Raw genomic sequence first — 20,655 nt, 5'->3', positions numbered from 1 at the left:
CCCGTCACCCGTGCGAGCCACGGCACGACCACCGCCCGCCGCCGGGGGACGACGGAGGCCGCCGGCCCCGGATCCCGGCGGTCCCGGCTTCCCCCGGGACCGTCGGCACCGGACCGGCGGCCCCCGGCCGTCCACCGTGGACCGGCCGTCCGCGACTCGGTCAGCCGTCCGGGACTCAGCCGCCCGGCAGCTCCAGGTCGTTCTTGTTCAGCTCCTCGATGTTCACGTCCTTGAACGTGAGGACGCGTACCTGCTTCACGAAGCGGGCGGGGCGATACATGTCCCACACCCAGGCATCCGCCATGGACACCTCGAAAAACACCTCACCCTGGACCGAGTGCACCTGCATCTCGTAGTCATTGGTGAGGTAGAAGCGCCGTTCGGTCTCGATCACATATTTGAACAGACCGACGACATCGCGATACTCCCGATAGAGCTTCAGCTCCATCTCGGTCTCGTACTTCTCGAGGTCCTCGGCGCTCATGGCATGTTCCCCTTCAGCCGTGCGTCCCCCTATTGTGCGCCAGCCCCGAGAGCCCCTAGACGATTTCCGTGTCGAGGACTTCGGGTGTGGCCGGAGGACCCTCGTCGAGCACCCTGCGCAGCAACTCGGCGAGCTTGGTCGGATACACCGTCTCATGTGCCTCGGTCAGTTCCCGGCACGTCCACCAGCGCGCTCCGGCGACGCTGCGGCGCTCCAGGTCGGTCAGGGCCGTGGGCGCCGTGACCGTCTGGGTCGTACGGGCCAGGAAGTACCACTCGTCCTGGTCCCAGCGCCGCCCCGCGAACGGGAACGAGCAGGTCCGCCGCCACAGCACCGGGCCCAGTTCGACCTCGGTGACGCCGGTCTCCTCCACGAGTTCCCGCAGAGCGGCCTGTTCCCTCGTCTCGTCGCCCTCCAGGCCGCCGCCCGGCGTGAACCACCAGTCGTCGGAGGGATCGTCCGGTTCATGACCGTGCAGCAGGAGTACACGGTCCCGCGGGTCGAGCAGCACGACCCGGGCGACCTTGCGCAACCCGTCCCGGTGCGGGCCCTCACCCCGGTCCGGCGCCTCAGCGGGCACCGGCGGACTCCGTGCGCGCCCGGGACCGGCCCGCCCGCTTGGCGATCGGTCCGTACGCGGCGCCGCCCAGCACGAGCACGGCACCTGCGATCACCATGGCGACGATCAGGTGGAGCGGTCCCGGCCGGGACAGCGCGCCGAGGGTCTCGAAGCCGGTGGGGCGCGCGAGCAGGCCCTCCATGGGCCAGACGACGGCGTCGACCCGGGCCTTCACGGTGCCGCGCGCCACGGTGCCGCCGGCCGCGTCCGTCAGATGGGCGGTGGAGTCCAGGGAACCCTGACGCTCGTCGCCGAGCAGGAACAGCCGTCCCTTCGGGACCTTCACCGTCGGGAAGTCCGTGATCTCGGCGAGGCTGCCCTCGGGCAGATACGCTTCCTCGATCTGCTTGCCGTTGACGGTCAGTCTGCCCTCGGTGCAGCAGGCGACCGTGTCACCGCCGACGGCGACCACGCGCTTGACCACGGACGAGCCGGTGACCCAGGTCTTGTCGTCGAAGACGACGACGTCACCTCGGCGGACTTCGCTCCCGTCGATGCGCTGCGCCAGCACCCGGTCGCCCATGTCGATCGTCGGCGCCATCGAACTCGTGGGAACGGTGTACGGCACGTAGGCCAGCGCTCCCCAGCCGAATCCGACCAGGAACAGCACCAGGCCCAGCGCGACAGCGGCCCCGGACAACCGCTGTCCGGCCTTGCTGCCCACCGGGCCCTTGCCTGCGCCACCGCTGCGCGGGGCCGTACGTGTTGCGCTCTCGCCACCCATGGGTCCGCACCCTACCCGGGGGTACGGTCCGGGGTCAGCCCCTGTCCGGGACCACGATCACCGGCCGGGCACCGATCCGCGCGACCCGTGGCGGCCGGACGGACGGCAACAACCCGCCTACCCGTCCGCCCGTCCGCCCGTCCGCCACGGAAACGAGCGGGGCCGGCCGCTCCGGAGGGAATCCGCAGCGACCGGCCCCGAAGGCCGAGACGTGTCTCAGTCGTCCTTGGACGCCTTGCGCCGGCGTCGCACCAGCGCGAGCGGCACCGCGCCCAGGAGGGCCACGGAACCCGGCGACGTGATCGCCGCGGCCGCCTGGTCGTTCAGGCCGGGCTGGTCGAAGGTGTCCGGGACCGGAAGGGTGCCCCAGCGGTTGATGGGCCAGGCCTTGACGATGGCACGGCCGACGACATCGTTCACGGGCACCATGCCGTGGTGCTTGTCCGTCTGGTTGTAGCGCGAGTCCCGCGAGTTCTGGCGGTGGTCGCCCATCACCCAGATCATGCCCTTGGGGACCTTGACCTTGAACTGCCCGCCGTCCTCGTCCTGGCTGCACGGGGTGTTGCCCGCGTACACGTAGGAGTCCTCGTTCAGCGCCTTGCCGTTGACCATCAGCGGGCCGGTGCCCTTGCACTGGATCGTGTCGCCGCCGACGCCGATGACCCGCTTGATGAGGTCCTTCTCCTCGGCGGACGGCATCAGGCCGATCCAGCTGAGGAACGTCTGCACGGCGTTCGGGTCGGCCGTGGGCTCGCCCGCCAGCCAGTTGTCCGGGTCGTGGAAGACGACGACCTCGCCGCGCTCCGGCTCCGAGCCGAACCACGGAGTCAGTTTGTCGACCAGGACGCGGTCACCCTGCTGGAGGGTGTTCTGCATCGAGTCCGACGGAATCGAGAACGCCTGCACCAGGAACGTCTTGATGAGCAGTGCGAGAACCAGGGCGATGCCGATCAGGATCGGCAGTTCCTTCCAGAAGGATCGCTGCTTCGTCGACTTCGGGTTCCGCTCCGCGGTCCCGGTCGAGGCGTCCGCGTCCTCGGAACCGGTCCCCGAACCCGATCCTCCCTCTACGGCAGGGGCAGCCGCATCGTCGGGTCGCTCCGGCTGACCTTCGGGACCATCGTGTCCGGACCGTGCGCCGACCGCCACATCCCCCACATCCACTCCTCACTCCGTGCCGCCGCCTGCGCCGTATTCGGCGCAGGCCCACCACTCCCATAACGAGCGGGAGTTCCGCAGGGCTCGGGAGCGGGATCAATCCGTCTGGTTCCGCAGGGGCCACCCTATGCGACAGAGTCAGAGCGGAGGTCGACCCTCCAGGCGCGTCGGCCACCGTCGAGAAGGTGGTCGGCTCCTGCAGACGGGTCCAGTGACCGATGGGCCATCCGATGAGCATCGCCCGGCCCACGACGGACTCCTGGGAGACCGTGCCACTGAACTTGTCGGTGCGGTGGTAGCGGGAGTCCGCCGAGTTTCCGCGGTGGTCACCGAGCACGAACAGCCGGCCCGCGGGCACCTTCACCTCGAAGGCGAACTCCGACGGTTTGTCACCGGCGTAGATGTACGGCTCGCTCAGGGGGGTGCCGTTCACCGTGACCCGGCCCTGCGCGTCGCAGCACTTGACCGTGTCGCCGCCGACTCCGACGACCCGTTTGATGAGGTCCTTCTCGTTGTCGGACGGCAGCAGACCGATGAAGGTCAGACCCTGTTTGAACTGCTTAACGCCCACGGGGTCGGCCGTCTTCTTGGTGTCCTCCGCGGTGAGCCAGCCACCGGGGTCCTTGAAGACGACGACGTCACCGCGCTTGGGCTCGGATCCGAACCACGGGGTGAACTTGTCCACCAGGACGCGGTCACCGATCTGGATCGTGTTCTCCATCGAGCCCGACGGAATCACGAAGGCCTGGACCAGGAAGGTCTTGAGGACCAGGGCTATCAGCACGGCGACGCCGACGAGCAGCGGTATCTCCTTGACCGCCGACCGGCGCCTGCGCCGCTTGATCTTGCGCGCGAGCTTGCGCCGCTCGACCCGGCTCGGCCGGGCCGCGCCTCCGGAGGCGCGGCGGGATCCGGTGGGCAGAAGGTTGTCGGCGGCCTCGGCGGAGACCCCGCGCGCCCGTCCGCGGTTACCCACGGGCACCTCCGGCGGCGGGTCGCGTCACCCGGGTCCAGTGGCCCGCGGGCCAGGCGATCCAGTCGGCTCTGCCGATGACGTCACCGACGGGGACCATGCCGCCGCCGGGCGAGCCCAGATGGTCACGGGAGTCGCGGGAGCGACTGCGGTGATCGCCCAGAAGGAACAGGGACCGCTCGGGCACGACGATGTCGAAGGGCGCCTCGGACGGACTGTCGCCCCGGTAGAGAAATGTCGACTCGTCGACCGATCGGCCGTTCACTTCGAGTCTCCCCTCCTTGTCGCAGCAGACCACGTGGTCTCCCCCTACTCCGACGACGCGTTTGACGTAGTCGGCGTTCCCGAAATAACCGGTGCCGTCGAACACGACGACATCGCCCCGCTGCGGCTCGGAACCGAAACGGTACGCCAACTTATTTACGAGAACGCGGTCCCCGATCCTCAATCCTGACTCCATGGAGCCGCTGGGAATCTGGAACGGCTGCATCACGAAGCGGCTGACCAGCAGGAGAAACACCAGACAGACCAGCACGGTCAGGGTGATCCGGCCCCCGGGGAGCCACTCGGCGATCCGGTCCGGGAACGCAGAAAGCGACCGGCCCTCCGGCCCCGCTGTGTCCGAGGTCTCCTCGGAAGCGGAAGGGCGGGAGGAGCGGTCGCGCTCCACAGGCTGTGCTTCGGTGTCCATCGAGGCCAGATGCTATCCGGCCCTCATGTGACTCCTCGAAGCTGGCTCGGTCGCCGGCGGATCGCCGCGGCGGTGCCGGGTCAGTTGTCGCGCTTCTCCTTGATCTTCGCGGCCTTGCCGCGCAGCTCACGGAGGTAGTACAGCTTGGCGCGACGGACGTCACCGCGGGTGACGAGCTCGATCTTCTCGACGATCGGGGTGTGCACCGGGAAGGTGCGCTCGACGCCGACGGAGAACGAGACCTTGCGGACCGAGAAGGTCTCGCGGACACCGGCGCCCTGGCGGCGGATGACTACGCCCTTGAACTGCTGCACACGGGAGCGGTTGCCCTCGATGACGCGGACGTGGACGTTGACGGTGTCACCCGGGCGGAACGCGGGGATGTCGGTGCGCAGCGACGCGCTGTCGACGTTGTCGAGCAGGTGAGACATTTTGTCTGCTTTCTTCGCTGATGCCACAGGTCATCAACGGGAGAGGGGTTCGAAGATGATGTTGCCTCGTCGGGACGGGCGTCGTGTCCCCCTGTGGCAGGGGCGCACGCCGGACGACGTAGAGCAGCGGCCTATTGTTCCATGGCGTCGGGCCTGCGCCAAAATCGGCCGCCGGGAGCCGGCTGCCAGCCCAGGATCGAGAGCATTTCGCGGTCCTTCTTGTCGAAGGCGGAGGCGTCACAGCGCTCGATGAGGTCGGGCCGGTTCGCCGCCGTGCGGCGCAGGGCCTCGTCACGGCGCCACCGGGCGATCTTCCCATGGTGGCCGCTGACCAGCACGTCGGGGATCTCGCGGCCGCGCCACTGCGGGGGCTTGGTGTACACCGGGCCCTCCAGGAGGTTGGCCATGGCGCCGGGAGCGAAGGAGTCGTCCCGGTGCGACTCGGCGTTGCCGAGGACACCCGGCAGCAGCCGGGCCACTGCCTCGGTGACGACCAGGACGGCCGCCTCGCCGCCGGCGAGGACGTAGTCGCCGATCGACACCTCGTAGACCGGCATCCGCGTCGCGTACTCGTCGATGACACGGCGGTCGATGCCCTCGTAGCGCGCGGGCGCGAAGACCAGCCAGGGGCGCTCGGACAACTCCACGGCGAGTTCCTGGGTGAACGGGCGCCCGCTGGGGGTGGGGACCACCAGGACGGGCCCGTGGGAGCCCGTCTCGTAGCCGTCCGCCAGGACGGAGTCCAGGGCGTCACCCCAGGGCTCGGTCTTCATGACCATGCCGGGTCCGCCACCGTAGGGGGTGTCGTCGACCGTGTTGTGACGGTCGTACGTCCACTCCCGCAGCGAGTGGACGTGCACGTTCAGCTGCCCACGCGCGCGCGCCTTGCCCACGAGCGAGACGTTCAGGGGTTCCAGGTACTCGGGGAAGATCGTGACCACGTCGAGCCGCATCAGACGTCGGCCCCCGCGGCACCCTCCGTGGAGCCGTTCTCCTCGTCCCGGGAGGAGGCGATCTCCGCCTGGTCGTCGATCAGGCCCGGGGGCGGGTCGATGACGGCCCGCTGCTCCCCCAGGTCGATCTCGACGACGATCTCCTCCACGAACGGAATCAGCACCTCGGTCCCGTCCGGGCGCTCCACCACGAAGAGGTCCTGGGAGGGCAGGTGCGAGATCTCGGTGATGCGGCCGACCTCGGCGCCGTCCTTGGTGACCACGTCCAGGTCCATCAGCTGGTGGTCGTAGTACTCGTCCGGGTCCTCCGGCACCTCGTCCGGGTCGACCTCGGCGATCAGCAGGGTGTTGCGCAGCGCCTCGGCGGCGTTGCGGTCCCGTACGCCCGCGAAGCGCAGCAGGAGACGGCCGCTGTGGACGCGGCCCGTCTCGATGGTCAGCGGTCCGGTGGAGGCCGGATCGGTGAGCAGGACGGCACCGGGCCCGAGCCTGAGCTCCGGCTCGTCGGTGCGGACCTCCACCGTGACCTCGCCCTTGATGCCGTGGGCGCGGCCGACGCGAGCGACTACCAGCTGCACTGTGCTTGATCTCCTGTCGTGTGCCGACGGCCATGCTTCCTGGACGACCGCGGATGCCCGGAGGCCCACCGGTTCGCGTGGAGGTACACGCGTTCCGTGGCCGCGCGAACGGGTTCGCAGACGACTACGGGCCGGGGACGGCTCGTAAGCCCTCCCCGGCCCGAGCCGGTGTTGCCTGTTACATCAGCGGACGTGATCCACGTCGACGAGGTCGACGCGGACACCGCGGCCGCCGATGGCGCCCACGACGGTACGCAGAGCGCGCGCGGTGCGGCCGTTGCGGCCGATCACCTTACCGAGGTCGTCGGGGTGTACCCGGACCTCGAGAACGCGTCCACGGCGCAGGTCGCGCGAGGCGACCTGCACTTCGTCGGGGTTGTCGACGATGCCCTTCACGAGGTGCTCGAGAGCCTCCTCGAGCATGCTCAGGCCTCGGTCGACTCGGACTCGGCCGGAGCCTCGTCCTTCTTCTCAGCCTTCTTCTTCTGGGTGATGGCCTCACCCTTGCCCGTGTCGTCGCCACCGAGGGCGTCGAACAGCGGGCGCGCGGCCTTCGGCTCGGCAACGAGCAGCGGAGCCGGGGCCGGAAGGCCCTTGAACTTCTGCCAGTCACCGGTCAGCTTCAGGATGGCGAGCACGGGCTCGGTCGGCTGCGCGCCGACACCCAGCCAGTACTGCGCGCGGTCCGAGTCGACCTCGATGCGCGAAGGGTTCTGCACCGGGTGGTACAGACCGATCTCCTCGATGGCCCGGCCATCACGGCGGGTACGGGAGTCGGCGACGACGATGCGGTAGTGAGGCGAACGGATCTTGCCCAGACGCTTCAGCTTGATCTTGACTGCCACGGAAGTGGTGTCTCCTGGTCTTGACGGGGTTGGGCACGCGAGATGGTCGCGTGGGGTTGCGGTACCCGAATGCCCGATGGACGCGTCAGCCGGAGGAGAGAGGGGTCCTATGCGACTGTCGAGTACAGCTGGCCATTCTGCCACATCCTGCGCACCGCCCGGACCGAAGGTGACCGGGCCCGTGCCTGACGGGCACCCGGACGTTCCGGGTGCCCGTCAGGCACGCACCGGCGGGAGGACCATGACGGACGTCGCCGGGGCCTCGCCCGCGCGCACTCGTGCCTCCTGAATTCCCCCGCCGCTCGAAGGGCGGCGGGGGAAGGCGCGACTGCTCACGGGCCGCGCGTACGCGTCCGGCACCCACGAGACGCCGGTGTCACGCCGCTCAGCCGGCGGCCGCCCCGACCACCTCCGGAATCCGGAAGGGCTTGCCGCATCCTCCGCACACGATCGGCGCCTGGGCAAGGACGGACGGGACCACGCGGACGTTGCGACCGCAGTCGCAGACGGCCTTGACCCGTACACCTCCCCCGGAGGAGCCGTGGCGGGCGGCAGGACCGCGGAACGAGCGGGCGGTGTCGGCGGCGGTGGCGGCCGAGTGGGCCTTCAACGCGCGCTGGAGCCGCTCGATCGTCGGGCGGTAGCGGCGCTTCGCCTCGGGGTTGAGCGTGACCAGCGAGAAGCCACTGCTGGGATGTGGCTCCTCGGGGTGGTCGAGGCCCAACTCCTCGGCGATCGCGAGGAATCTGCGGTTGTGGTAGCGGCCGGCGCGCGAGGTGTCGCGGACTCCGCGGGCGGCGGCGATGCCGTGGACTGCTTCGTGAAGCAGTCGCTCGAAGGAGAGTTCGTGTCCGCAGGCGGACGACGATTCTCCGATCAGGGACTCTGGCGCGGCAAGATCGGGCAGCTCGGAGTGGTGCCGCTGAATGTCGGCCCACGCCCCTGCCAGCTCTGCGGCGAGAACAGGTGGTGTCGTGCTCACGTAATGACAACGAGCGGGGGTACCTCTGTGTTCCTATTCCGGGGCATCCCAAATAATTTGCACGTACCCGTCAGTTGCCACTGATGCGTCCTGACGAGGGCGGGTGCGCTGATCTGCGGAGAAGCGTCACAGCTCCTACCAAGGCGGTACGTAGTCACGCGTACGCCCCACCGCGTAGAAGGTGTCCGCGGGCCGGGGCACCTGGGGCCGGCGGATGCGCAAGGGGCGTTTCGGCCGCCCTCGGGGCCCGCCCGGCGGACGCGGGCGGCGACGGCGACGTTACCGGGTGCGCCATCGGCGTCGGGCACCGGCCCGTGCACCGCCACCGGACACCGCACGGTCACCGCGTCCTCGGCCGACTCCCGCTCGCCCTCTTCACCGAGGTCGGCCCACGGAACGCACGCCCACCCGCCCGTCACGGCCGCCCCGATCGTCGGGACGTCCGACGTACGGGACTCACGGCGTCCGCGCGACCGCCTCAGGAGCGGCGCCCGGTCCTCGAGGACCACAGGAAGGAGTGCCGCCGGCGCGTCGACGGCGACGGGCTCCTTGCCCCAGGGACGCGGCGGACCGGTATCGCGGTTCCCGCTCTCCAGGTCACGGGGGCCGACCTCGGCGCGTACGAGGACGCCCGCCGGCTCCCCGTCGACGGCGCGGCGCCTGAAGGGGGTGTCCGTACGGTCGTCGGCCTGGCCCCGTACGCCTGCCGCCCTCAGCCGGTCGGCGATCTCGCGGACCTTGGCCGGAACCGGGCCCTCCCCCTTGATCGCGAGGACGACGACCTGTACCGGTGCGAGCCGGGGCGGCACCCGCAACCCAGTGTCATCACCGTGCGACATGATCAGGCCACCCGGCACGCGGGTCGAGGACCCCAGGAGATCCCCCGCACGAGCTCCCACTCGCCCTCCCTGGACAGGTACCGGGTGCCGAACGCCCGGCGAACCGCTCGCTCGCCGTCTTCCGGCCAAGGACGACGCCGATGCCGAGGACGTCCACCATGAAGCCGGCGTACACCCTCGCGTGGACGTGGGTGGCGTGGTCGCGGGCGTCCGGCAGATGCCGTGCGCCGTGTGGCCCTCCCGCCGGAGAAATCCGGTCTGCCTTCGCCGTGCGGTCCCGGGTGAAGACCCACGTTGCCGGTATGTGAATTCTCGCGACCTTTGCGCCCTGTGTACAAACGGGGCCCCGCAACCACTGGACGGCACGTCGAGGGCGGAGTTACCTGGCATACGGGGGGAGTGCGGGCCTCGCGCACGGGGGCGGAGGAAGAGGCCCGGCGGCAGCTCTCGGCGGATTGGGGCACTTTCAATGACACCTACGCTCGTGCGACAGCACCTTCCTCATGCCGGCCCGGCGCCCCGCGCCGACCGGGGTGCACGCGCGCGTGACTGGGCCGAGATCCAGGAGCGGATGCTGGTGCCGCTCTACGAGGCCGTCCACGAGCGACTCGAAGTGGGCGCCGGGACACGGCTGCTCGGGCTCGGCTGCGGGTCGGGGCTCGCCCTGCTGATGGCGGCCTCACGCGGCGCCGCGGTCACGGGGGTCGAGTCCCGGTCGCCCGAACGGCTGGCCCTCGCGCGGGAACGGCTGTTGCCGGACGGATGGGGAACGCGCCCGCGCGGCGGCGTCCGGCTGGTGGCCGGTCCTCCCGGGGCCGCGGCCGTCGAGGGCGCCCCGGCGTACGACGTGGTGACCGCGTTCGAGCCGATCGGTTGTGCGGCCGGCGACTCCGACGGGCTCGGGGCCCAGCTCGCGGCGGCGGTGCCGCTCGCAGAACGGGGAGCGCCCGTGGTGCTGGTCGGATGGGGCCCGCCGGAGCGGTGCAGCACGTCGGCGGTGCTGCGGGTGGCCGGCAAGCTGGCCGACCCGTTGCGCGGCGCGGCCGCTCCGCGCACCGCCCGCCGGGACGATCTGGAGGAGGTCGCCCAGCGGGCCGGGCTGCGGCCGGACGGTTCGGGGCGGGTGGCCTGCCCGTTCGGCTACGCCGATCTGGAGAGTGCCGTGCGCGGACTGCTCTCCACCGGGCTGTTCGACGCCGCGGTCGCCGCCACGGACCAGGCCCAGGTCGACAAGGAGGTGACCGAGGCGCTGCATCCGCATCTGCGGCGGGACGGGACCGTCTGGATGCCGAACGTGTTCCGGTATCTGATCGCCCGGACGGTCTGACGCGGTCCGAGGCGTTCAGGCCTCCTTGGTGACGGTGCGGGGCACGCCGGCGATCCGGTACGCCTCCGCCTCGTCCAGGGTCTCGTTCGCGAGGAGCGCCTCCGCGAGGGCGTCCAGTTGTCCTCGGTGCTCGCGGAGCTTCTGGCAGGCCTCCTCGTAGCACTCGTCGACGATGCGGCGCATCTCGTGGTCGATCGAGTCCAGGGTGACCGGGGCCGCGGCGAGGCCGTAGGCCTGCTGGGCGTCGCCGGGCAGCGCGGACAGCCGGCCGACGCGTTCGCTCATCCCCCAGCGGGCGACCATGCCGCGGGCGATGTTGGTGACCTGTTCCAGGTCGTTCTCCGAGCCCGTGGTGACGACGTCGTAGACGACGTGTTCGGCGGCCATTCCGCCGAGGGCGCCGATGATGCGGCCGCGCAGATAGTCCTCGGTGTACGAGTACCGGTCCGTGTCCGGCGTCGAGAGGGTGACGCCGAGAGCGCGGCCGCGCGGGACGATGGTGATCTTGCGAACGGGGTCGGCGCCGGGCCGGAGCATACCGAGGAGGGCGTGGCCGCTCTCGTGGAATGCGGTGCGGCGGCGCTCCTCGTAGGGCATGACCAGGGAGCGTTCGGCGCCGAGCTGGACCTTCTCGAGCGCTTCGGAGAGGTCGCCCTGCGTCACTTCGTCCTGCTTGCGCTTGACGGCGAGGAGGGCCGCCTCGTTGGCGAGGTTGGCGAGGTCCGCTCCGGTCATGCCCGGGGTCGTGCGGGCCACCTGGGTCAGGTCCACGTCGGAGGCGAGCGGGATCTCGCGGGTGTGGATCTCCAGGATCGCCACCCGGCCGGCGCGGTCCGGGGGCGAGACGTTGACGACCCGGTCGAAGCGGCCGGGGCGGGTGAGCGCCGGGTCCAGGATGTCGGCGCGGTTGGTGGCGGCGGTGACGATGACACCCTCCGAACCGGAGAAGCCGTCCATCTCGGTGAGGATCTGGTTCAGGGTCTGCTCGCGCTCGTCGTGGCCGCCCATTCCGGAGCCGCCCGCCCGCGCGCGGCCGATGGTGTCGATCTCGTCGATGAAGATGATGGAGGGGGCCACCTTGCGGGCCTCGGCGAACAGTTCGCGGACCCGTGAGGCGCCGACACCCACGATCATCTCGATGAACTCGGAGGCGGAGGCGGAGAAGAAGGGAACCCCCGCCTCGCCCGCGACCGCCCGTGCGAGCAGGGTCTTCCCCGTCCCCGGCGGGCCGGCCAGCAGCACTCCGCGCGGCATCTTCGCGCCCATCTTCCGGTAGGCATCGGGATTCTTGAGGAAGTCCACGACGTCGTTGAGTTCGCCGGCGACCTCGTCGATGCCCGCCACGTCGGCGAACGTCGTGCGTTTGCCGCCGGGCACGAGTTCGACCGGTTTCGGGGGTGTCTTGCGGCCGAGCATGCCGCCCGCGCCGCCCATGCCCGACCCCATCCGCCGGGCGATGAAGATCCACAGGACGACGAGCAGGACCATCGGGGCGAGCGAGATCAGCAGGTTGACCAGGAAGCTGCGCTCCTGGACCACGGGCGAGGCGGTCACCGTGACGTCGTTCTTCTCCAGGTTCTCCCAGAGCTTGTCGTCCGCGAAAGCCGGGCGCTGGGTCTTGAACTTGGTGTACTTCCCGTCGCCCCCGGGCTTCTCCTGCGACGTCTTGAGCTGTCCCTGGATCGCGTCGCCCTTGGAGTAGATCTTGGTGACGTTGCCGTCCTCGACCTGCCTGCTGAACTCCGTGTAGGAGATCGTCGGCTCGTCGCCCTTGTTGTAGAAGGACAGCACCAGGTTGGCGATCAGGAACACGACGAGCGCGGCCAGGGCCAGGCTCCACCAGCCGCCGGGCAGTTTCCGCCGGCCGCCCGAGGGCGGTGGCGGCTCCGGTGGCGTGCCCTCGGTACGCCACGGCTGGTCCGGTGCCTTGCGCGGTGGCACAGGATTGCTCATAAGTGGACGTTACGACAGATGGCGGACAGCGGCACCCGCGGTCGCGCCGCTGGGGGCGCCCCTCCGGCGAGGGGCGCCCCCAGCGGGCGTCACGCGGGCGGTCCCGTACGAGCCGTACGGAACGGGTGTCAGCCCATGAACTTCTTGAACTCGTCCGGCAGCTCGAAGTCCTCCTGGGCCCCCTGCTGCGGAAGACCGAAGGCGTTGCCGCCCGTGGCGCCCGCCTCGCGGCGCGCGGCCTCCTCTTCCTCCTGCTGCTTGCGCTTCATCGGGTTCCCGGAGCGCTGCTTGCCCTTGGCCTGCTTGGGCTTCTTCTTGGCGCGGCCGGGGCCGCCACCCATGCCCGGCATCCCCGGCATGCCCGGCATGCCGCCGCCCTGGGCCATGCGGGACATCATCTTGCGAGCCTCGAAGAACCGCTCGACCAGGCCCTTGACCGCGCTGACCTCGACGCCGGAACCCTTGGCGATACGGGCGCGGCGCGAGCCGTTGATGATCGTCGGCTCCTGGCGCTCGGCCGGGGTCATCGACTTGATGATGGCGGCCGTGCGGTCGACGTCGCGCTCGTCGAGGTTGGCGATCTGGTCCTTGATCTGGCCCATGCCCGGGAGCATGCCGAGCAGCTTGCTGATGCTGCCCATCTTCCGGACCTGTTCCATCTGCGACAGGAAGTCGTCCAGGGTGAAGTCCTGGCCCTTCTTCGACGCCAGCTTGGAGGCCATCTTCTCGGCCTCTTCTTGGCTGAACGTCTTCTCCGCCTGCTCGATCAGGGTGAGCAGGTCACCCATGTCGAGGATGCGGGAGGCCATCCGGTCCGGGTGGAAGGCGTCGAAGTCGTCGAGCTTCTCGCCGTTCGACGCGAACATGATCGGCTTGCCGGTGACCGAGGCGATCGACAGGGCCGCACCACCGCGGGCGTCACCGTCGAGCTTGGAGAGCACCACGCCGTCGAAGCCGACGCCGTCGCGGAAGGACTCGGCCGTGTTGACCGCGTCCTGACCGATCATCGCGTCGACGACGAAGAGGATCTCGTCGGGGCTGACGGCGTCGCGGATGTCCGCGGCCTGCTGCATCAGCTCCTGGTCGATGCCGAGGCGGCCGGCGGTGTCCACGATCACGATGTCGTGGACCTTGGTCCTCGCGAACTCCATGGAGTCCTTGGCGACCTTGACCGGGTCGCCGACGCCGTTGCCCGGCTCGGGGGCGTAGACCGCGACGCCCGCGCGCTCGGCGACGACGCTGAGTTGGTTCACCGCGTTCGGGCGCTGGAGGTCGGCGGCCACGAGGAGCGGGGAGTGTCCCTGGTCCTTGAGCCACTTGCCGAGCTTTCCGGCGAGCGTGGTCTTTCCCGCGCCCTGGAGACCCGCGAGCATGATCACGGTGGGCGGGTTCTTGGCGAACCGCAGGCGGCGGGTCTCGCCGCCGAGGATCGTGACGAGTTCGTCGTTCACGATCTTCAGGACCTGCTGGGCGGGGTTCAGCGCCTTGGAGACCTCGACGCCGAGCGCGCGTTCCTTGACGTTCTTGATGAAGGTCCGCACCACAGGGAGGGCCACGTCGGCTTCGAGGAGCGCGATACGGATCTCGCGGGCGGTGGCGTCGATGTCGGCTTCGGACAGTCGGCCCTTGCCCCGCAGGTTCTTGAACGTCGCTGAGAGGCGATCGGAGAGAGTATCGAACACGGCGCTCGTCGGTCCTCAGGGGTCGGGGGCGATGGGAATCGCCCTCCAGGATATCCGTCCGCGTGCGGTGGGGTCTCCACCCCGTTCGTACGAGAGACGTACGGCACCCTCGCCGGCGGTCGCGCGGGACGGCCGGCCCGCGTGGGGAGCGCCTTCCGGCAGGGCGGCCGCGAGCCCCGGAACCGCCTCCCGGCGGGCCTGCCGGGACCCCGGGGACCGCGCCTCCCCAGGAAGCCGTCGGCCGGCGCGGTGCCCCTGGGGGTTCACCCCCGCAGCATCTCCTCCAGGGCGCGCGCCACCGACGCGGCCTCCTCCCCCGGCAGGGGCGCCCCCTTGGTGCCCGTCACGTAGAAGGCGTCCACGGCGTTCGCGCCGAGCGTGGAGACGTGCATGCTCCGGACCCGGACGTGTGCCGCCTCCAGGGCGCGCCCGATGCGGTGCAGCAGGCCCGGGGCGTCGTGGGCGCGGACCTCGATGACCGTGGCGTGGCGTGAGGCGGCAGGGGCGACCGTCACCCGCGGTGGCGGTGCGACCGTTCCCCGGCGGCGCGGGTAGGCGGCGTCGCGTTCGGCGAGGCGCGCCGCGATGTCGAGGGAGCCGTCGAGGGCGCGGACGAGGTCGGCGCGCAGCCGGACGGCCTGCGGCAGCGAGCCGTACTCGGCGGCGACCCGCCAGTTGAGCAGCAGGACCGAGCCCTCGACCCCGTCGGGCAGGTCCAGGGCGCGCAGCTCGGCGGTGCGGACGGTCAGCCGGTGCATGGCGAGGACGCCGGCCACCGCGGGCAGGACTCCGGGCTGGTCGGGGACCGCGATGAGGAGTTCCACGCCGAGCGGCTCCGGGTCGGCCGCGGCGGACTCCGTCCCGCCGTCGGTGTCACCGTCCGTGTCGACGGGGCCCGTCTGCGTGCGCAGGGCCAGGACGGGGCCGCCCGTGCGGCACGCCTCGATCGCGAGCCGTTCCTGCTCGGCGGTCGGCGCGGCGGCCTCGGGCTCCTCGGGGGCGTCCCCGGCGAGCACGGCCGCGACGCGTTTGACCAGGTCGGTGACGAGGGAGCCGCGCCAGGTGGACCAGGCCGCCGGGCCGGTGGCCAGCGCGTCCGCCTCGGTGAGCGCGTGCAGCAGTTCCAGGGTGCCCTGCGATCCGACGGCTTCGGCGACCGAGCGGACGGTGGCCGGGTCCTCCAGGTCACGCCGGGTCGCGGTGTCGATGAGCAGCAGATGGTGGCGTACGAGGGTGGCGAGCACCGCCACGTCCACGCGGTCGAAGCCGATCCGGGCGGCCACGTCGCGGGCGATGATCTCGCCGGCCACGGAGTGGTCGCCAGGCCAGCCCTTGCCGATGTCGTGCAGCAGGGCGGCGACGAGCAGCAGGTCGGGACGGCCGACGCGGCGGGTCAGCGCGGAGGCGCGGACGGCCGTCTCGATGAGGTGGCGGTCGACGGTCCAGATGTGGACGGCGTTGCGCTGCGGCCGGCAGCGCACCCGTTCCCAGTCGGGCAGCAGCCGGGTGATCAGCCCCTCCGCCTCCAGCGCCTCCCAGACCTCGATGGTCGGGCTGCCCGAGCCGAGGAGCGTGACGAGCTGCTCGCGGGCCTCGGCGGGCCAGGGGGTGGGCAGCGGGCGCGCGGCGGCGGCCATGCGCCGCACGGCGTGCAGGGACAGGGGCAGGTCGGCCTGGGCGGCGGCCGCCGCCGCGCGCAGCGGGAGCACGGGGTCGCGTTCGGGGCGGGCGGCGCGGGCGAGCACCACCTCGCCGTCCTGCTCGACCACGCCCTCGGCGAGCGGCGAGCGCTCGGCGACCGGCTTGCCGCCACCGAGCATGGCCCGCAGCCGGGGGCGCACGGCACGGGAGCGCAGGACGCGCCCCACTTCGCGCCAGGTGACGTCACTGGCGTACGACACGACGCGCGCCGCCTCGTAGACCTGGCGCAGCAGGGTGTCGGCGTCCAGGAGGCCGAGTTCGGCGGCGACCTGGTCCTGTTCCTGGAGCGCGAGCCGGTCGGTGGCGCGTCCGGTGGCGAGGTGCAGGGCGTCGCGGACGTCCAGCAGCCTGCGGCGGGCGTCGGAGAGTCCCTCGCGGGGTGCGTCGGCGAGCCAGGACGCGGCGACGGCGCGCAGGGCGGTGGCGTCGCGCAGTCCGCCGCGCGCTTCCTTCAGGTCCGGTTCGAGGAGGTACTGGAGTTCGCCCTGGCGTTCGGCGCGCTCCGCGCACAGTTCCTGCAGTTCGGGCAGGCGCTTCGGTGCCTGGTTGCGCCAGTCGGCGAGGACGGCCGTGCGCAGTCCGGCGGTGAGGCCGAGGTCGCCCGCGAGGTGGCGGGCGTCGAGGAGGCCGAGCTGGACCTTGAGGTCGTCGGCGGCGGTCTTGCGGGCCTCGGCCGGGGTGCGGACCGAGTGGTCGAGGTCGAGGCCGAGGTCCCAGACGGGGTACCAGACGCGGTCGGCGAGCGCGGCGACGGCGCCGGGGTCGCCGCCGTCGTGCAGCAGGAGCAGGTCGAGGTCGCTGCGCGGGGAGAGTTCACCGCGGCCGTAGCCGCCGACGGCGACCAGGGAGACTCCGCGCATGCCCTCGGCTCCGGCGGCGAACAGGCCGCTCAGCCAGTCGTCCGTCAGTTCGGCGAGGGCCGCACGGCGCGGCGGCCCGGACCGCGCCCCCTCCTGGAGGAGGCGCAGCCGGGCCGCCGCGTAGCCGCTGGGTCCCGAGTCCTCTGCTTCCACTCGCGTGTCCGTACTCGTCACCCAGCGACTCCTGTCTTTCTTCTGCCTGCGGGCCGGTCCGGTCAGAGCGCGTCCGGGCCACGCTCGCCGGTCCGGACCCGGACGGCCGTCTCGACCGGGATGGACCACACCTTGCCGTCACCGATCTTGCCGGTACGGGCCGCCTTCACGACGACATCGATGAGCTGTTCGGCGTCGTCGTCCTCGACCAGCACCTCGATGCGGATCTTGGGGACGAGGTCGACCGTGTACTCGGCGCCACGGTAGACCTCGGTGTGTCCCCGCTGCCGACCGTAGCCGCTGGCCTCGGTGACCGTCAGTCCGTGCACTCCGAAGGCCTGCAGGGCCTCCTTGATCTCGTCGAGCCGGTGAGGCTTCACGACGGCGGTGATGAGCTTCATGCGTCCACCTTCTTGGCGTCCGTGTCGGCCGGGGCGGGCACGGCGGTCCGGGCGGAGCCGCCGCCGGCGCCGCTGAAGTCGTATGCGGTCTCGGCGTGCTCGGCCTGGTCGATGCCGGCGATCTCCTCGTCCTCGGTGACCCGCATGCCCATGGTCCTGTCGATGAGGAAGGCGAGGACCGCGGAGACGACGAGGGAGTAGCCGAGGACGGCGAAGACGCCCGCGCACTGCTTCCAGAACTGGGTCAGGCCGCCGCCGTAGAAGAGGCCCTCGACGGTGGACTGGCCCTTGCCGCTGGCGAAGAAGCCGATCAGCAGGGAGCCGATGACACCGCCGACGAGGTGGACACCCACGACGTCCAGGGAGTCGTCGTAGCCGAGCTTGTACTTCAGGCCCACGGCCATGGCGCACAGGACACCGGCGATGGCGCCGACCGCGATCGCACCGAGCGGGGAGACCGCGCCGCCGGACGGGGTGATGGCGACGAGACCGGCGACCGCGCCGGAGGCGGCGCCCAACGTGGTGAACGCGCCGTGCCGGATCTTCTCGTAGGCGAGCCAGGCCAGCATGGCGGCGGCGGTGGCGATCTGCGTGTTGACGAACATCAGCGCGCCGACGCCGTCGTCGTTGCCGAGCCAGGAGCCGGCGTTGAATCCGAACCAGCCGAACCACAGCAGGCCGGAGCCGAGCATCACCAGGGGGAGGCTGTGCGGGCGCATCGGGTCCTTCTTGAATCCGACGCGCTTGCCGATGACCAGGATCACGCCGAGCGCCGCGGCGCCCGCGTTGATGTGGACCGCCGTACCACCGGCGAAGTCGATCACACCGAGCTCGAAGGCCCAGCCGCCCGTGCCCCACACCCAGTGGGCGACCGGGAAGTAGACGACCGTGGCCCAGAGCGCGATGAAGAGCGACCACGCCGTGAACTTGACGCGGTCCGCGAGGGCACCGCTTATCAGCGCGGGCGTGATGATCGCGAACATGAGCTGGAAGACCATGAACACGAAGACCGGGATGGTGTAGCCGTCCCACAGCTCGGTCAGGCCGATGTTGCTGAGGCCGACCCAGTCGGAGGTCCAGCCGATGAACGACCCCTTGTCCGTGCCGAAGGCGAGGGAGAAGCCGTACAGCACCCACAGGATGGTGACGATCCCCATGCTGATGAAACTCATCATCAGCATGTTGAGGGTGCTTTTGACGCGGACCATGCCTCCGTAGAAGAAGGCCAGCCCGGGCGTCATGATCAGCACCAGGGCGGAACAGATGAGCATGAACCCTGTGTTGGCGGCAGACAGTTTGTCTGCGGCAAGGGTGATGGCTGGTGCCATCGGCGTCTCCTCGTCGTTGGTACGGCCCCGTGCGGGCGAAGCCTGAGTGGGTCGTGAGGGGCGGGCCGGTTATGCGCCATGAGATTGGCGCAGCGCCGTTTCCGTGGAGGCCCCTCGATGTTTCGCACCAGTGACGAAGGCGCTCTGCGTGTTACGCGTTCATGAACTGCCGGAAAGGGGTCGGACCGATCGTTATCGTGACGCAATCCCCGGCAAGGGTCACCGCGGTCTCCCGGGTGCGGCGGGACGCGGACGTCCGGGCCGACAGCCCTACGGCGACCGGCCGGGTCCGCGCCACCGGGACCGCTCGCGGCCGCGTACGACAGAGCCGGCCACGGTCGGCCGTCCGATGACCTGGCATGGGGGAGCCGAGTCGGGCAGTTCGGGACGACCGGCCGCGGCCGGGGTACGGGTGGGCCGCCTTCGCGGCCGGGGGTCAGACCGCTTCCGCGGTCTCGGGCAGGTCGATGGCCAGCTGGGCGGTGAGGTCGATGACCTCGGCGAGGTCGCCGAACTCACGGACGGCGGTGTCGACCGTCTTTCGGATACGAGTGTTGACGCGCTCGGAGCGCACCTTCTTGCCGATCCTCAGCGCTTCCTTGGCCAGGACCGCACTCCGCTCGGGCTCACGCTGCAGCAGGTGCACGGTGGCCATGCCGATGAGGTTGAGCGCGTGCGAACGCTGGTGCTCGGGATCCTTGCCGAAACGGTCGACGGCCTCCTGCATCAGGGGCTCGGCCATGGAGGCGTACGCGGGGCTGCGCCCGGCGACATAGGCGAGGTCGCGGTAGGAGTGCGAGTTCTCGCCGTACAGCTCGGCCTTGGAGAAGAAGCGGATCCAGTCGGGGTCCGGGTCGTCCCACTCGTGCACGTCGGCGAAGGTGTCCTCGGCCATCCGGACCGCCCGCTTGCACTTTCCGGGCTGGCCCATGTTGGCGTAGGCGCGGGCCTCCATCGCATACAGCATCGACTGGGTACGCGGGCTCGCGCAGTCGCGGCTGCCGTACTGCCCGAGGTGGATCAGTTCCAGCGCGTCCTCCGGCCGCCCGAGATGGATCATCTGGCGGCTCATGCTGGAGAGGATGTACGAGCCGAGCGGCTTGTCGCCCGCCTCCTTCGAGGCGTGCAGGGCGAGCACGAAGTACTTCTGGGCGGTGGGCTGGAGGCCCACGTCGTAGCTCATCCAGCCCGCCAGCTCGGCCAGTTCGGCGGCGACCTTGAAGAGGCGCTTGGTGGTGGCGGCGGGCTGCGGCTCCTGGAGCAGGTCCGTCACCTCGTGCAGCTGGCCGACGACCGCCTTGCGGCGCAGTCCGCCGCCGCACTGGGCGTCCCACTGACGGAACATCACGGTGGTGGACTCCAGCAGGTCCAGCTCCGGCTGGGAGAGCCGCCCGCCGCGGCGGGCCGCGGCCGGGGGCTCGGGCTCCTCCCGGGGCGCCACGGGCGAGGGGACGAGCCAGCGCTGCATGGGCTCGATGAGGGCCGGGCCGGCGGAGAGCGCCAGCGAGCTGCCCAGGAAGCCGCGGCGCGCCAGCATCAGGTCGCTGCGCGAGTACTCGCTGATCAGGGCGATCGTCTGGGGGCCCGTCCACGGCAGGTCGATGCCCGACACGGAGGGTGCCTGGTGGGCGGCGCGCAGACCGAGGTCCTCCACGGCGACGACACAGCCGAACCGCTCGGAGAACAGGTCGGACAGGATCCGCGGGATCGGCTCGCGCGGGTTCTCCCCGTCCAGCCAGCGGCGCACCCGTGAGGTGTCCGTGGAGATGTGGTTGGCACCCAACTGGCGGGCTCTGCGGTTCACCTGACGCGCCAGCTCGCCCTTCGACCAGCCACTGCGCACGAACCACGAGCCGAGCATGTCGTTGGGGCGCTTGTCAGCGTTCGTCCCGCCTCCGCCGTTGCCGCCCACTGGAACGCCCCCACTCCCTGAGACCACTTGCCGCCGCTCTGCGCCAAGCCCTATCAGAATG

General features: G+C 70.8%; 18 protein-coding genes and 2 pseudogenes. 1 reads left to right on the top strand and 19 read right to left on the bottom strand.

Going from position 1 to position 20,655, the window contains the following annotated elements:
- Positions 1 to 175: 175 nt before the first annotated feature.
- The 13 genes and pseudogenes from ACFYW7_RS32440 to ACFYW7_RS32380 all read right to left on the bottom strand — a co-directional run.
- On the bottom strand, positions 176 to 484 hold the full coding sequence (locus tag ACFYW7_RS32440; protein WP_069765426.1) for a DUF2469 domain-containing protein: 309 nt from the start codon (positions 482 to 484) through the stop codon (positions 176 to 178).
- A gap of 55 nt (positions 485 to 539) precedes the next feature.
- On the bottom strand, positions 540 to 1,064 hold the full coding sequence (locus tag ACFYW7_RS32435; RefSeq protein ID WP_389508927.1) for an NUDIX hydrolase: 525 nt from the start codon (positions 1,062 to 1,064) through the stop codon (positions 540 to 542).
- A complete protein-coding gene (gene lepB / locus ACFYW7_RS32430; protein WP_389508925.1) occupies positions 1,054 to 1,827 on the bottom strand; it encodes a signal peptidase I in 774 nt (257 codons plus the stop codon). The genes ACFYW7_RS32435 and lepB (ACFYW7_RS32430) overlap by 11 nt, the downstream gene beginning before the upstream one ends.
- A gap of 216 nt (positions 1,828 to 2,043) precedes the next feature.
- On the bottom strand, positions 2,044 to 2,985 hold the full coding sequence (gene lepB, locus ACFYW7_RS32425; protein WP_389508923.1) for a signal peptidase I: 942 nt from the start codon (positions 2,983 to 2,985) through the stop codon (positions 2,044 to 2,046).
- 277 nt (positions 2,986 to 3,262) lie between these two features.
- Positions 3,263 to 3,769: pseudogene (gene lepB / locus ACFYW7_RS32420) on the bottom strand (signal peptidase I); the annotation flags it as partial.
- A gap of 184 nt (positions 3,770 to 3,953) precedes the next feature.
- Positions 3,954 to 4,649 carry a signal peptidase I gene (gene lepB / locus ACFYW7_RS32415; protein ID WP_389508921.1) on the bottom strand — a complete coding sequence of 232 codons (696 nt, stop codon included), beginning with the start codon at positions 4,647 to 4,649 and terminating at the stop codon, positions 3,954 to 3,956.
- Between the two features lie 80 nt (positions 4,650 to 4,729).
- Entirely contained in the window at positions 4,730 to 5,080 is a 351-nt protein-coding gene (gene rplS / locus ACFYW7_RS32410; RefSeq protein WP_389508919.1) for a 50S ribosomal protein L19, read from the bottom strand.
- A gap of 131 nt (positions 5,081 to 5,211) precedes the next feature.
- Positions 5,212 to 6,033 (bottom strand): tRNA (guanosine(37)-N1)-methyltransferase TrmD, encoded by an 822-nt coding sequence (gene trmD / locus ACFYW7_RS32405; protein ID WP_389508916.1) that lies wholly within the window; start codon positions 6,031 to 6,033, stop codon positions 5,212 to 5,214.
- Positions 6,033 to 6,611 carry a ribosome maturation factor RimM gene (gene rimM / locus ACFYW7_RS32400; RefSeq protein ID WP_389508913.1) on the bottom strand — a complete coding sequence of 193 codons (579 nt, stop codon included), beginning with the start codon at positions 6,609 to 6,611 and terminating at the stop codon, positions 6,033 to 6,035. Before rimM ends, trmD begins: the two co-directional genes overlap by 1 nt.
- A gap of 183 nt (positions 6,612 to 6,794) precedes the next feature.
- Complete coding sequence (locus tag ACFYW7_RS32395) at positions 6,795 to 7,034, bottom strand: RNA-binding protein (protein ID WP_149515387.1); 240 nt, start codon at positions 7,032 to 7,034, stop codon at positions 6,795 to 6,797.
- A gap of 2 nt (positions 7,035 to 7,036) precedes the next feature.
- Positions 7,037 to 7,456, bottom strand: a complete 420-nt coding sequence (gene rpsP / locus ACFYW7_RS32390) for a 30S ribosomal protein S16 (protein ID WP_351123659.1) — start codon at positions 7,454 to 7,456, stop codon at positions 7,037 to 7,039.
- Positions 7,457 to 7,841: 385 nt separating this feature from the next.
- Positions 7,842 to 8,438 (bottom strand): hypothetical protein, encoded by a 597-nt coding sequence (locus ACFYW7_RS32385; protein ID WP_385708258.1) that lies wholly within the window; start codon positions 8,436 to 8,438, stop codon positions 7,842 to 7,844.
- 260 nt (positions 8,439 to 8,698) lie between these two features.
- Positions 8,699 to 9,541, bottom strand: a pseudogene (locus ACFYW7_RS32380) (His/Gly/Thr/Pro-type tRNA ligase C-terminal domain-containing protein); the annotation flags it as partial.
- Positions 9,542 to 9,746: 205 nt separating this feature from the next.
- Here ACFYW7_RS32380 and ACFYW7_RS32375 point away from each other — a divergent pair.
- On the top strand, positions 9,747 to 10,604 hold the full coding sequence (locus tag ACFYW7_RS32375; RefSeq protein WP_389508910.1) for an SAM-dependent methyltransferase: 858 nt from the start codon (positions 9,747 to 9,749) through the stop codon (positions 10,602 to 10,604).
- A gap of 15 nt (positions 10,605 to 10,619) precedes the next feature.
- Here the strand turns inward: ACFYW7_RS32375 and ftsH are convergent, their stop codons facing one another.
- The 6 genes from ftsH to ACFYW7_RS32345 form a co-directional block, all read right to left on the bottom strand.
- Positions 10,620 to 12,557 (bottom strand): ATP-dependent zinc metalloprotease FtsH, encoded by a 1,938-nt coding sequence (gene ftsH, locus ACFYW7_RS32370; RefSeq protein ID WP_389508908.1) that lies wholly within the window; start codon positions 12,555 to 12,557, stop codon positions 10,620 to 10,622.
- Between the two features lie 128 nt (positions 12,558 to 12,685).
- Positions 12,686 to 14,239, bottom strand: a complete 1,554-nt coding sequence (gene ffh / locus ACFYW7_RS32365) for a signal recognition particle protein (RefSeq protein ID WP_389508906.1) — start codon at positions 14,237 to 14,239, stop codon at positions 12,686 to 12,688.
- Positions 14,240 to 14,502: 263 nt separating this feature from the next.
- Positions 14,503 to 16,974, bottom strand: a complete 2,472-nt coding sequence (locus ACFYW7_RS32360; protein ID WP_389508904.1) for a [protein-PII] uridylyltransferase — start codon at positions 16,972 to 16,974, stop codon at positions 14,503 to 14,505.
- Between the two features lie 41 nt (positions 16,975 to 17,015).
- Entirely contained in the window at positions 17,016 to 17,354 is a 339-nt protein-coding gene (locus ACFYW7_RS32355) for a P-II family nitrogen regulator (RefSeq protein WP_030231663.1), read from the bottom strand.
- Entirely contained in the window at positions 17,351 to 18,682 is a 1,332-nt protein-coding gene (locus tag ACFYW7_RS32350) for an ammonium transporter (RefSeq protein ID WP_389508902.1), read from the bottom strand. Before ACFYW7_RS32350 ends, ACFYW7_RS32355 begins: the two co-directional genes overlap by 4 nt.
- A 436-nt stretch (positions 18,683 to 19,118) precedes the next feature.
- Positions 19,119 to 20,594, bottom strand: a complete 1,476-nt coding sequence (locus ACFYW7_RS32345) for a hypothetical protein (protein ID WP_389508900.1) — start codon at positions 20,592 to 20,594, stop codon at positions 19,119 to 19,121.
- Between the last annotated feature and the right edge of the window lie 61 nt (positions 20,595 to 20,655).

This window comes from Streptomyces sp. NPDC002580 (assembly GCF_042889485.1).
Classification (GTDB): domain Bacteria; phylum Actinomycetota; class Actinomycetes; order Streptomycetales; family Streptomycetaceae; genus Streptomyces.
The sequence above is the reverse complement of the archived record's forward strand: the minus strand, read 5'-3'. Positions and strand labels throughout refer to the sequence as shown.